The following is a 13325-nucleotide window of genomic DNA, read 5'->3' on the forward strand; positions in this document are numbered from 1 at the left end:
TTTATTTTTTATTCAAAAAAATGTCTTATACTTGCATAGTCATTAGTGTCTAATCAAAATCTAATATATATGACTGTATCATTTAACATCGAATATCGTACCAGTTGGGGAGAAGAAGTCAGGATTGCCGGGCTGCTGCCGGAGTCGATCCCCATGCATACCACAGACGGCATATACTGGACGGCAGACGTGGAACTGGAAGTTCCCAAAGAAGGAATGACTATCAATTACAGCTATCAGATAGAACAAAACCAAATCATCATCCGCAAAGAATGGGACAGTTTTCCGAGACGTCTCTTTTTATCCGGTAACTCTAAAAAGAAGTATCAGATTAAAGACTGCTGGAAAAATATCCCCGAACAATTGTATTACTACAGTTCGGCCTTCACGGAAGCCTTGTTAGCCCATCCCGACAGAGCTGAAATTCCGCATTGTCACAGAAAAGGGCTGGTCATCAAGGCATACGCCCCACGCATCAACAAAGACTATTGCCTGGCAATTTGCGGAAATCAGAAAGCATTGGGAAACTGGGACCCGGACAAAGCGATTCCCATGAGCGATGCCAACTTTCCGGAATGGCAGATCGAGCTGGATGCAAGTAAGCTGAAATTCCCGCTGGAATACAAATTCATCCTTTACCATAAAGAAGAAAAGAAAGCAGACTGCTGGGAAAATAACCCCAACCGCTATCTTGCCGACCCGGAACTGAAAACAAATGAGACGCTGGTCATCTCCGACCGATATGCATATTTCGATATTCCGGTATGGAAAGGGGCCGGTATAGCCATCCCTGTCTTTTCACTGAAATCAGAGAACAGTTTCGGAGTAGGAGATTTCGGAGATTTGAAACGCATGATTGACTGGGCTGTAAGTACCCAACAAAAGGTTATACAGATATTACCGATCAATGATACGACCATGACTCATGCGTGGACCGATTCTTATCCATATAATAGTATCTCCATTTATGCTTTCCACCCGATGTATGCGGATATAAAGCAGATGGGAACACTGAAAGACAAGTCAGCCGCAGCGAAGTTCAACAAAAAACAGAAAGAACTCAACGGCCTGCCGGCGATGGATTATGAAGCTGTCAACCAAACGAAATGGGAATACTTCCGACTGATCTTCAAGCAGGAAGGAGAAAAAGTATTAGCCTCCGGAGAGTTCGGCGAATTCTTTAATGCCAATAAGGAATGGCTGCAACCTTACGCTGTTTTCAGCTATCTGCGCGATGCCTTTCAGACACCTAATTTCCGTGAATGGCCCAGACATTCCGTTTATAATGCACAAGATATAGAGAAGATGTGCCGGCCGGAATCTGTAGATTACCCGCACATCGCACTTTATTATTATATCCAGTTTCACCTGCACCTGCAATTGGTAGCCGCTACGAAATACGCCCGCGAACACGGTGTCGTACTCAAAGGAGATATCCCTATCGGCATCAGCCGCAACAGTGTGGAAGCATGGACCGAACCTTATTACTTCAATCTCAACGGGCAGGCGGGCGCCCCTCCCGATGATTTCTCGGTGAACGGACAAAACTGGGGATTCCCCACGTACAACTGGGACGTCATGGAAAAGGACGGCTACCGCTGGTGGATGAAGCGTTTCCAAAAAATGTCAGAGTACTTCGACGCTTACCGGATTGACCACATCCTCGGTTTCTTCCGTATCTGGGAAATCCCGATGCATGCCGTACACGGATTACTCGGACAGTTCATTCCCTCCATCCCTATGAGTCGGGAGGAAATCGAAAGTTACGGACTCCCCTTTCGGGAAGAATATTTGATTCCATATATTCATGAATCCTTCCTCGGGCAAGTATTCGGTCCGCATACCGATTATGTGAAACAGACTTTTCTGCTTCCTGCCGAAACACCCGGTGTTTATCACATGAAACCGGAGTTCACCACCCAACGGGAAGTGGAGAGTTTCTTTGCAGGAAAGAATGATGAAAACAGTCTTTGGATTCGGGATGGACTATACACTTTGATCAGTGATGTTCTTTTTGTACCGGACACGAAAGAAAAAGATAAATATCATCCGCGCATCGGAATACAACGCGATTTCATCTTCCGTTCACTCAATGAACAGGAGCAGAATGCGTTTAACAGACTGTATGATCAGTATTATTATCACCGCCACAACGAGTTCTGGCGCCAACAGGCTATGAAGAAACTACCGCAACTGACACAATCGACACGTATGCTGGTTTGCGGAGAAGACCTGGGTATGATTCCGGATTGTGTTTCGTCCGTCATGAATGATCTTCGTATCCTCAGTCTGGAGATTCAGCGGATGCCAAAGAATCCGATGCACGAGTTCGGATATTTAAATGAATACCCATACCGGTCGGTTTGTACCATCTCCACTCATGATATGTCTACTTTGCGAGGCTGGTGGGAAGAAGATTACCTGCAGACACAGCGTTACTACAACACGATGCTGGGGCATTACGGAACCGCACCGACAGTCGCCACTCCCGAATTGTGCGAAGAAGTGGTGCGCAATCATCTGAAAAGCAATTCCATACTTTGTATTCTGTCCCTGCAAGACTGGCTGAGCATTGATGGCAAATGGAGAAATCCGAATGTGCAGGAAGAACGGATTAATGTACCATCCAATCCGCGCAATTATTGGCGTTACCGGATGCACCTCACTCTGGAACAGTTGATGAAAGCAGAAGAACTCAATGACAAGATACGTGAGCTAATAAAATACACCGGCAGAGCTCCCAAGAAATAAATATCTTTAGGCACGGGTGACACGGATTAACACGTTTTTTAGACCTATAATCTCTTAAAACTGTAAATCCGTGTCATCTGTGCCTGAATAAAATCAACTGATAGTTTTGACACCTCCGTTTCTCTCCCATGCGGCAATTCTTTATCTTCCTTCATTCCGTTTTTTCCAATTAATCAAGTATCTTTGCAACGCAAAAACGCAACGCAAAATAAATGGGAGACAATCAGCATCGGCGTATTGATTTTGTGGACTTAACCAAGGGAGTCTGCATTATTCTGGTAGTGATGGCGCATATCGGAGGCGCTTTCGACCAACTTGACAAGCATTCCATGCTATCCTGCTTTCGCATGCCTCTCTATTTCTTTATATCAGGAATTTTCTTCAAGCCTTATGAAGGATTATACGGGTTCATTATCCGAAAGACCAATAAGCTAATCATTCCCTTTATCTTCTTCTACGTCAGCGCCTTTCTACTAAAATACATTGTATGGAAGATTGCACCGGGAACTTTCCATCTCCCTGTGTCATGGAGAGAATTACTGTTTGTCTTTCACGGGCACGACCTCATCAAGTTCAATCCTCCCATCTGGTTTCTGCTTGCTCTGTTCAACTGCAATATCCTGTTCTATCTGATTCATTATCTGCGTGACAAGCATTTATCTCTGATGTTTGCAGCAACGTTACTGATCGGATGCACAGGATTCTTCCTGGGCAAATTTCACATCGAACTTCCTTTGTATATAGACGTTGCCATGACTGCCCTCCCCTTCTATGTGGCAGGTTTCTGGGTTCGCCGATATAATTTCTTCCTGTTCCCCAGTCATCGGTTCGACAAGATTATTCCCTCATTTGTCCTGCTGGCACTGGTCGTAATGTACTTCACCGCCACCACGCCGGGTATGCGGACCAACAATTATCCCGGCAACATATTCCAGGTATACATTGCCGCATTTGCCGGAATCTTTATGATTATGCTGATCTGTAAGAAAATAAAAAGAATAAGCATCGTTTCTTATCTGGGGCGATATTCCATTATCACACTCAGTATTCATGGACCGATTATACACTTTGCAAGACCGGTCGTTTCGCATTATATTCATAACGACTGGGCAGAAGCAAGCGCACTGCTCCTGCTGACATTGACCATCTGCATTCTCTTTACCCCTATCCTGCTTAAGATAATTCCACAGTTGGTGGCACAAAAGGATTTATTAAAAGTCAAATAACAAAACATTGTGCAAGCCAAACTTTTCTTAACTCTAAGTTTAATTATCAAATAATTTACTACTTTTGTTCCAAAGAACTATAGACCGAGAACAAATGAATATAACGATTGTCTTAGGAGATAAAATTCCATCTATAAAATACGGCGGAACTCAAAGAGTAATGTGGTATCTGGGTAAAGAACTCAATAAGCGCGGACACAAAGTCACCTTCATCGCAGGAAAAGGTTCCTCCTGCCCTTTCGCTAAAGTGATAGAACTGGACCCTAGCGTAAATCTGAACACCCAAATCCCCACAGACGCGGACATCGTACATTTCAACATTCCCGTTCCCGAAGGAATCACCAAGCCGCACTTACTGACCATACACGGCAATGGAATCCCGGCCAACGCAGACCGGAACATCGTTTTTGTCTCACGTAATCATGCACAAAGACTTGGAAGCGAATCATTCGTTTACAATGGACTGGACTGGGATGACTACGGTCCCGCCAACCTCACCCTTTCCAGAAAAAACTACCATTTTCTAGGCAAAGCAGCCTGGAAGGTCAAAAATATCAAAGGAGCTATCGCCGTTGTCCAAAGCATCAAGAACGCACAACTGGACGTTTTAGGCGGTTATCGCCTCAATCTCAAAATGGGCTTCCGATTCACATGGAATCCACGGATTCATTTTCATGGAATGGTAGATGATTCAAAGAAAAAAGTTATTATTGAGCAGTCAAAAGGGCTTATTTTCCCCGTTACATGGCACGAACCTTTCGGACTTGCAATCACTGAATCCTTATACTTCGGAGCTCCCGTATTCGGTACTCCCTACGGTGCGCTTCCCGAACTCGTTTCACCGGAAGTCGGTTTTCTGACCGCCCACGGACAGGAAATGGCCGAACATATACAGTCAGCACAATATTCTCCGAAAGTCTGCCACGAATATGCCAGAGATCTATTCAATTCAAGTGTCATGGCAGAAGCCTATTTAAAGAAATATGAAACTGTACTGAACGGCGAACCTTTGAATAAAGAAGTCCCCCATATTATAGATATCGCACGACGTCTTCCATGGGACTAAAAATGGCAGTTGAATTACATAGCTGATGAGTACAATCTCATTTATAAAGCCTTTCATTCATTTAATAAGCGAACAAAAATGATCGAAAACACTTTATAAAAAGAAATAAAGCCTTACCTTTACTTTTTTAGAAAACAAAAGATATGAAGATAAACAACAGCTATATTTTGCTGAAAGACATCTGCTGCTTTGCTTATCATGGAGTAGCCCCCCAAGAGAATATCATTGGAAATGAGTATATTATCAACTTGAAGTTGAAGGTAGATATCAGTCAGGCTATTCAAACAGACGACGTGGTGGATACGGTCAACTATGCCGAAATACACGAAGCCGTGAAAGCTGAAATGTCCATCCCGTCGAAGTTGCTGGAACACGTATGCGGACGAATAGCTAAAAGACTACTGGCAGAATTTCCTGCCATTGAAGAAATAGAACTTCGTCTTTCCAAACGGAATCCGCCTATGGGAGCAGACATCGACTCAGCCGGAGTAGAACTGCATTGCAGCAGATAAGTACCTTTGCTTTATCAGTTTGTGTTATTATCAAGAAGCACATTGGTCTGTCATCCTATCATCCGGACTGCCACATCCGGTCAACTTATTTACAACACCCTATCATTCCGCTTGTGCCAAGTAATGGGCACAGTTATGCCAAAGGAGTGTCACGGTTGTGACAAGGGTGTGGCACAGTTGTGACAAAGGCTTGGAAACAGTTGTGACAAGGGCATGGCACAGTTGTGCCAAAGGCGTGGCATCGTCGTGCCAAAGGCATGGCACAAGTAAGGCTGCCTCATTTCTACTTGAAGCAGCCTCACACTATCATATTTTCAGTCTATAACGACCTATCTCTTCTTTCTTTTTCTTTTATTTACCGATTCTACAGCTTCCGTTACCACGGATTTGTTTTCGAACCGTTTCGTATAACTGGAATAGTCCGGATGGGTACGTTCGTAATCGGGATCCATAAACAGAGGGCTGGAAATGATATGATCCGCCGTAGAACGGTTACAACAGAAAACGATGTTCTCAACACCGGCCAGTCGGGTTAATGCTTTAACATCCGTATCATGTGGCTGCAAAGTCATAGGGTCAGTGAAAAAGAATAGATAATCAATCTGACCGTCCACAATACGCGATCCCATCTGCTGGTCACCTCCCAAAGGACCGGATTTCAGAATTGTGAAGTCCCACTCCACTTCAGGATGCTTCTCCTTCAGTGCTTCCAGAATCAGAGTACCTGTAGTACCTGTACAATAGAATTTATTTCCCATCAACAGTTCCGAGTTCCACAGCACCCATTCGATGAGGTCTTTTTTCATGGCATCATGTGCTACCAGCCCGATGCCTCTCCTTACTTTTGGTTCCATTTTGTTATCCTTTTAAATCCGACAATTGAGAGAATCTTTTGCACCCTCCCACATAAAACTGCCACAAGATACTACTTTTTATCCGTTCAGGGATTGGATTCAAAGAAGTTTTTCTTAAGTTTTCTTTACGGGAAGAAGAAAATGAAGGACAAATCTGTTTATATTCTTTCCGGGCACGCATCACCGCACGGGCGTTGTCTAACTGCCCCTTCAGCAGAAATGTGAATGCAGCCACGTAATCGAGACAAGTCCGGATACGCATCACTTTATTTAACTCTTCGTCCGAAAGATTCTTATAGAGCATGACAAGATTATTACGAAAATTCAAAAAAGTCTTGCGGGGATTCTCCTTTTTCAGAGTTGCACCACCGACGTGATAGACCGTACTTTGAGGAATGCAAACGATTTCCCGACCACGGGAACGTAGTCGCCAGCATAAATCAATCTCTTCCATGTGGGCAAAGAAACGTCCGTCCAGTCCGCCCGCCTCACGATAATCCGCATGACGGATAAACAGGGCGGCTCCCGTTGCCCAGAAAACTGGCAGGATCGTATCATACTGTCCCTCATCCTTTTCAACCACTCCCATTATACGCCCACGACAGAACGGATAGCCGTACTTATCTATAAATCCTCCGGCTGCTCCGGCATATTCAAAATACTCTTTTTGCCGCTGGCTACGGATTTTCGGCTGACAGGCAGCTACCTCCGGATGGCCATCAAGATAGGAGATCATCGGTTCAAGCCAATGTTCGGTCACCTCAACATCAGAATTCAGAAGTACCACATACTCCGCTTCTACCTGCTGCAAAGCCAGGTTATATCCATCTGCGAATCCATGATTCTGATCCAGCACAATGATCCGGACACAAGGAAATTCCTCCCGAAGCATTTCCACAGAAGCATCCGTAGAGCCATTGTCGGCCACACAGACTTCTACTTCTTCGCTCTTCGAATAGCGGATCACGGACGGAAGAAAAGTACGAAGCATATCGCACCCGTTCCAATTCAAAATAACCACTGACACTTTCATCCTTACCCCCTTTCACATTCAGCCTTAGAAGCTTTCCAACGTTTATGAGACCACAGCCAATAAGCCGGTTCCCTGCGAATCGTCTGTTCCAGATAATCAGCAAACATTTCCGTAATTTCTCCTTCACCCGTCTCCTTCGGTTTCTCTGTCATCAGCTTAAACTCAGCTACACAATACCCTCTGCCGGGTTTTGTCAGATCACAATAGAACACAGGGAAGTTCATCATTTTCGCAATGCGCTCCGCACCATTCAGAAAGGCGGTTTCCTGCCCCAAAAAAGTAGTCCAGTATTTTTCGTTTCCGCTGGGCCACTGGTCAGTAATCAGACCGACAACCATCTTTTTGCCTTCACGCTTCAACTTGATAATTTCGCGTGCCGTAGAATGTTTCGGAACGTTATATCCTCCGAAGCGGGAACGGATGCGCTGGAACAATTCGTTCAAGTATTTATCTTTCAGAGGTTTATAGACTTGCATCGGTACATCACCCGGTTTCATAATAGATCCCATCCCGATCAGCCATTCATAATTGGCATAATGAGGAATCATTACGATGATTCCGCCATATTTCTCGGTCAGTTCCAGATATTGTTCCGTATTCTTATAAGTCATCCGCTTATAAAGGTCTTCGGGTGACATATGAAGCATTTTCAAGTCTTCAAGCATATAGTCGGAAAGGTAACGATAGAAACGGCGTTCGATCTGCAGCCTTTCTTTCTTGTCTTTTTCGGGAAATGATTTCTTCAGATTCTCCCGTACTACTTTCCGGCGATACCTCCCTATACGGTACATCAACAGGTAATTGAAATCCGAAAGTAAGTACAATATCCGGAAGGGAAGCGCCGAAAACAGCCACATCCCGCTATATACCAGCCAATAGATAAATCTAGACTTCATAATTCATCAGAATTGTGCCTTTAAGCGCTGTCATGTCTTCATTAAATTCTCCCAGTCGGACGTTAATCATCTGATTGTCCAATGATTCGTCATTCTCCACTTCTACGCGGATATAGTTAGCGGTAAACCCGTGCATCGGTGTACCTGCTTTTGATTTTTCCATCAATACCTGCATGGTCTGCCCGATATGACGGGTATAGAAAGCCCGTGTCTTTTCATCAGAAAGTGTCAGCAAGCGCTGGCTGCGCTGATGTTTCTCTTCCGGCGAAACCACATAATCTATCTTCAAGGCCTGCGTCCCCGGACGTTCGGAGTAGCTGAACACATGCAACTGTGTCACATCCAGTCCGGAAATAAACTGATAAGCCTGTTCAAAATACTCTTCCGTCTCTCCGCGAGTACCTACAATCACATCGACTCCGATAAAGGCATCCGGCATCACTTCCTTGATTTTCTTTACTTTAGAGGCAAAAAGAGCCGTATCATAACGACGGCGCATCAATTTCAGCACTTCATCGCAACCGGATTGCAACGGGATATGAAAATGAGGCATAAATCTACGGGAACGGGAAACGAACTCGATGATTTCATCAGTCAGCAGATTGGGCTCGATAGAAGAAATGCGGTAACGTTCGATGCCTTCCACCTGATCCAGCGCTTTCACCAGATCAAAGAAAGTCTCACCGGTAGTCTTACCAAAATCGCCGATATTCACGCCTGTCAGTACGATCTCTTTTCCGCCTTCGGCAGCAGCCTGCCTTGCCTGCTCCACCATAGAGGCAACAGTACCGTTACGGCTGCGTCCACGGGCAAAAGGAATGGTACAATAAGAACAGAAATAATCGCATCCGTCTTGTACTTTCAGGAAGAAACGAGTACGGTCGCCCCGTGAACACGAAGGAGAAAACGAACGGATATCTTTGGTGGTGGTAGTAAATGCCTCTCCCTCTTCATGCTTATGGAGGTCGCCGAGATACTGCAACAAGTCTCCTTTCTGCTCGGCACCCAGCACTACATCTACTCCTTTTATCTTTGCCACGTCGCCGGGTTTCAACTGCGCGTAACATCCGGTCACTACCACAAAAGCTCCGGGATGCTGCTTGACCAACCGATGAATAGCCTGACGACATTTCTTGTCTGCCATCTCCGTCACCGAACAAGTATTTACTACACAGATGTCTGCTTTTTCCCCTTTACGTGCAGTCCGGACTCCTGCCTCCCGCAGGATTTTGCCGATAGTTGAAGTCTCTGAAAAGTTCAATTTGCAGCCTAACGTATAATAAACGGCTGTCTTATTTTGAAATACAGTGGTATCTATCATAATCTGTTATAACGCATATTTCCTGCAAAGTTACACATTATTATTAGTAAAACACTTTAGGATACGAAAGTTTATTCCTATTTTTGCACAATTCACTAAAAAACGTGCAATGATTAAAGAGAATTTCATTAAACTATACGAAAATAGTTTTCGGGAAAATTGGGATTTACCTTGCTATACCGATTATGGTGAATCCGTTCATTATACTTATGGCCAGGTAGCCGGAGAAATCGCCCGTATGCACCTGCTCTTCAAACACTGCAGCCTGCGTAGAGGAGATAAAATAGCCGTTATCGGCAAAAATAATGCCCACTGGTGCATCGCCTACATGGCAACCATCACCTACGGAGCCATCATCGTCCCTATCCTGCAAGACTTTACGCCCAACGATGTGCATCATATCGTCAACCATTCCGAGTCCGTTTTCCTCTTTACCAGTGACAGCATCTGGGAAAACCTGGAAGAAGAAAAGCTGACCGGACTGCGCGGAGTTTTTTCGCTCACCGACTTCCGCTGCCTCTATCAGCGGGACGGAGAAACTATTCAGAAGTTTCTGGTACACCTCAATGATGAAATGTACGCCGCCTATCCGAAAGGATTCACGCGCGAGGACATTCAATACACTACGTTATCCAATGATAAGGTAATGCTGTTGAACTACACATCGGGAACTACCGGCTTCAGCAAAGGGGTAATGTTGACGGGCAACAATCTTGCCGGCAATGTCACTTTCGGCATCCGCACGGAGTTACTTAAAAAAGGAGATAAAGTGCTTTCTTTCCTGCCACTGGCACACGCCTACGGTTGCGCTTTCGACTTTCTGACTGCAACTGCTGTCGGAACTCATGTCACCCTGCTCGGTAAAACGCCTTCTCCCAAAATTATCATGAAGGCTTTTGAGGAGGTAAAACCGAACCTGATCATCACTGTTCCGCTGGTCATCGAGAAAATATATAAAAATGTCATCCAGCCGCTCATTAATAAGAAAGGTATGAAATGGGCGTTAAACATTCCTTTGCTCGATACCCAGATTTACAATCAGATACGGAAAAAGCTGATAGACGCCTTGGGCGGACGTTTCAAGGAAATCATCATCGGAGGCGCTGCCATGAATCAGGAAGTGGAAGAGTTCTTCTACAAAATAAAGTTCCCTTTCACCATCGGTTATGGCATGACCGAGTGCGGACCACTGATCAGCTATGCTCCCTGGAATGAATTTATTTTAGGCTCTTCCGGCAAAGTGCTGGATATCATGGAGGCACGCATCTATAAAGAAAATCCGGAAGCGGAAACCGGAGAGATTCAGGTACGTGGCGAAAACGTGATGGTGGGATATTATAAGAATCCGGAAGCCACGCAGGAAGTGTTTACCGAAGACGGCTGGCTGCGCACCGGCGACCTTGGTACTATGGACGCCAGCGGAAATATCTTCATCCGCGGACGACTCAAAAGCATGATTCTGAGTTCGAGCGGACAGAACATCTTCCCCGAAGAGCTGGAAGCCAAACTCAATAACCTGCCATTCATTCTTGAAAGCCTCGTCATCGAACGCAACAAGAAACTGGTGGCACTGGTCTATGCGGATTACGAAGCGCTGGATTCTCTCGGATTGAACAATCCGGATAACCTGAAAACCATCATGGATGAAAATCTGAAGAACTTAAATAATAATGTAGCTGCGTATGAAAAAGTCAGCAAGATTCAGCTTTATCCTACGGAATTTGAGAAAACCCCGAAAAGAAGCATCAAAAGGTATCTATATAACAGTATAGCTGTCGATTAGTATGTTTTAAAACATGGATTGAAGGCGTAATATAACAAGCTTCTAAAAAAAATTATAAAAATAGTTGGCTTTTCGAGAACAACATATTGAAAAAGTACATAACTTTGCAGCGTTTTAATAAAGCAATTGATTGTATTACGTTTTTAAAAAGCAAAGAAAATGAAAAAATTAGTTTTGATGGCCGTAGCTATCGTAGCAGTATCATTCGCATCTTGTGGTAACAAAGCAGCTGACGCAGCAAAAGCTCAACAAGATTCTATCCGCATCGCTGACTCAATCGCAGCTGTAGAAGCAGCAGCAGCTGAAGCAGAACAAGCAGCAGCTCAGGCAGCAGCTGACTCTTTGAATGCAGATAGCACTGCAACTGAAGCTGTAGCTGAATAATTCAGAACAGCCTAGAGAGAATTGAAAGTCTGACATGCTAAAAGCATGCACAGACTTTTTTTTATGCCTTATTTAGCGTATGAGCTTTTCACAAAGGGAGCATCCAGCAAATAATCCAGACTTACCTCGACACTTTTCTCTACGGGCATGCTGTAGCTTTCTATCTCTGCAACAAGATGCTTCACACCAGCTGTCTTTGCATTCTTGAAAATAGCGTCGAAACCAACCATTCCGCTCTGCCCGATTTCTCTGTGATCTTTGATATGGAACATTTTAAAACGACCGGGGTATTTATTAAAATAATCGACCGGACTGTTTTGTCCGCGAACTACCCAATAAACATCCATCTGGAAGAAAACATATTCAGGATTGGTATGCTCAATCATGTAATCATACATCACTTTATCTTCTACCTTCTGAAATTCATGAGCATGATTATGGTATCCGAACGACATCCCCTGCTGTTTACAACGTTTGCCTATTTCATTGTAATAAGCACAATATGTATCCAACTCCTTAAGTGTTTTAGGCACATCCATCCAAGGAGCTACAATGTAACTCATACCGGCAGCTTTATGATCAGCAATACACTGGTCCCACCATTGAAGTGAACTTGAAAAATCACCGGAAGCTAATTCTTCTTTCGACAATCCTCTTGTGCAATGTGAGGATAAAACCTTCAGCCCGGCAGATTCTACATCTTTTTTAAATTGGTCGGGAGTTCTGTCGTAAAACTTTCCATTATTATAATTGGCGGCTTCCACACTGGTATATCCCATTTTCGCCAAGTTCTTCAGAAGAGTAATATAAGCGGCGTCACATTTGCCGTCCTTATTGTCTACCTTATTCAATATATCCCTGACAGAATAGAGTTGAATCGCTACTTCTTTTTTAGCTTTCGCTTTTGTTTTAGACTGTGCCATGGCCGTAAACGGAATCATTAAAAGAAGAGCCAGCGCACATAGATTTATTTGGAGTTTCATGTTTGTAGATAAAGGGGTTCATGTATTAAAATAAAAAAGCTGTGTCAGAAGTTCGTCGGGCATATCATTCTGTCATTCAGAACTAAATGCCATGTTGATGTTACTTTTGACACAGCCTATCTTTGAATTATTTATGTGATCAGTCCAGAACTTTCACGCGGATATTGCGGAACCAAACGTCATCACCGTGATCCTGCATTCCGATAAATCCTTCGTGGTTTTCGCCACCGCAATTATTCAGCAGTTCGAAAGCCAACGGCCATTTGTCCTGGCTGAATTTGCTGGCTTGCAAAAGGTCAGTCCATTGTTTGGTCCACAAGTGGTATTCGAGTACATTCTCGTCATTCTGTCCGTGAACAACAGTACCTTTATAAACCATGATCTTAGCCTTGTTCCATTCGCCGAAAGGTTTCGCATTCTGAGGAACTGCCGGAATCATGTCATATAAAGAAGCCGACTGACGGTTATTGTCTTTACCCAATTTTGCATCCGGATGATTGTCATTGTCCAATACCT

Annotated in this window: 12 protein-coding genes; 6 read left to right on the top strand and 6 right to left on the bottom strand. The window is 44.2% G+C overall.

Features of this window, described 5'->3' with window-relative positions:
* Nucleotides 1–69 precede the first annotated feature (69 nt).
* The 4 genes from KTR07_RS17330 to folB all read left to right on the top strand — a co-directional run bounded on the left by KTR07_RS17330 (nucleotide 70) and on the right by folB (nucleotide 5555).
* Nucleotides 70–2751 carry a 4-alpha-glucanotransferase gene (locus KTR07_RS17330; protein WP_008763941.1) on the top strand — a complete coding sequence of 894 codons (2682 nt, stop codon included), beginning with the start codon at nucleotides 70–72 and terminating at the stop codon, nucleotides 2749–2751.
* 212 nt (nucleotides 2752–2963) lie between these two features.
* Nucleotides 2964–3977 carry an acyltransferase family protein gene (locus tag KTR07_RS17335; RefSeq protein ID WP_054960215.1) on the top strand — a complete coding sequence of 338 codons (1014 nt, stop codon included), beginning with the start codon at nucleotides 2964–2966 and terminating at the stop codon, nucleotides 3975–3977.
* A 94-nt stretch (nucleotides 3978–4071) separates the two neighbouring features.
* Nucleotides 4072–5043: a glycosyltransferase family 4 protein gene (locus tag KTR07_RS17340; protein ID WP_008759755.1), complete on the top strand. Its 972-nt coding sequence runs from the start codon at nucleotides 4072–4074 to the stop codon at nucleotides 5041–5043.
* A gap of 143 nt (nucleotides 5044–5186) precedes the next feature.
* Nucleotides 5187–5555, top strand: a complete 369-nt coding sequence (folB, locus tag KTR07_RS17345; RefSeq protein WP_008759754.1) for a dihydroneopterin aldolase — start codon at nucleotides 5187–5189, stop codon at nucleotides 5553–5555.
* 329 nt (nucleotides 5556–5884) lie between these two features.
* On the opposite strand, the gene KTR07_RS17350 is transcribed toward folB, so the two are convergent.
* The 4 genes from KTR07_RS17350 to mtaB are packed head-to-tail and all read right to left on the bottom strand — an operon-like array spanning nucleotide 5885 to nucleotide 9659.
* Nucleotides 5885–6409 carry a methylglyoxal synthase gene (locus tag KTR07_RS17350; protein ID WP_008759753.1) on the bottom strand — a complete coding sequence of 175 codons (525 nt, stop codon included), beginning with the start codon at nucleotides 6407–6409 and terminating at the stop codon, nucleotides 5885–5887.
* A gap of 4 nt (nucleotides 6410–6413) precedes the next feature.
* Complete coding sequence (locus tag KTR07_RS17355) at nucleotides 6414–7442, bottom strand: glycosyltransferase family 2 protein (protein WP_008759752.1); 1029 nt, start codon at nucleotides 7440–7442, stop codon at nucleotides 6414–6416.
* A 2-nt stretch (nucleotides 7443–7444) separates the two neighbouring features.
* Complete coding sequence (locus KTR07_RS17360) at nucleotides 7445–8338, bottom strand: lysophospholipid acyltransferase family protein (RefSeq protein ID WP_008759751.1); 894 nt, start codon at nucleotides 8336–8338, stop codon at nucleotides 7445–7447.
* Nucleotides 8328–9659 (bottom strand): tRNA (N(6)-L-threonylcarbamoyladenosine(37)-C(2))-methylthiotransferase MtaB, encoded by a 1332-nt coding sequence (mtaB, locus tag KTR07_RS17365; RefSeq protein ID WP_008763943.1) that lies wholly within the window; start codon nucleotides 9657–9659, stop codon nucleotides 8328–8330. Before mtaB ends, KTR07_RS17360 begins: the two co-directional genes overlap by 11 nt.
* A 109-nt stretch (nucleotides 9660–9768) precedes the next feature.
* Here mtaB and KTR07_RS17370 point away from each other — a divergent pair, with 109 nt between their 5' ends.
* Together KTR07_RS17370 and KTR07_RS17375 are read left to right on the top strand one after the other, a co-directional pair.
* Nucleotides 9769–11442 (top strand): long-chain fatty acid--CoA ligase, encoded by a 1674-nt coding sequence (locus KTR07_RS17370; protein ID WP_054960538.1) that lies wholly within the window; start codon nucleotides 9769–9771, stop codon nucleotides 11440–11442.
* A 159-nt stretch (nucleotides 11443–11601) separates the two neighbouring features.
* Nucleotides 11602–11826, top strand: a complete 225-nt coding sequence (locus tag KTR07_RS17375; RefSeq protein ID WP_008759748.1) for a hypothetical protein — start codon at nucleotides 11602–11604, stop codon at nucleotides 11824–11826.
* A gap of 68 nt (nucleotides 11827–11894) precedes the next feature.
* Here KTR07_RS17375 and KTR07_RS17380 read toward each other — a convergent pair whose 3' ends face one another.
* Complete coding sequence (locus KTR07_RS17380; RefSeq protein ID WP_008763945.1) at nucleotides 11895–12809, bottom strand: sugar phosphate isomerase/epimerase; 915 nt, start codon at nucleotides 12807–12809, stop codon at nucleotides 11895–11897.
* 139 nt (nucleotides 12810–12948) lie between these two features.
* Nucleotides 12949–13325: DUF1080 domain-containing protein (locus tag KTR07_RS17385; protein ID WP_217315336.1), on the bottom strand; the 377-nt coding region annotated here is incomplete at its 5' end.

This window comes from Bacteroides sp. MSK.20.82 (assembly GCF_019052485.1).
Taxonomy (GTDB): domain Bacteria; phylum Bacteroidota; class Bacteroidia; order Bacteroidales; family Bacteroidaceae; genus Bacteroides; species Bacteroides thetaiotaomicron.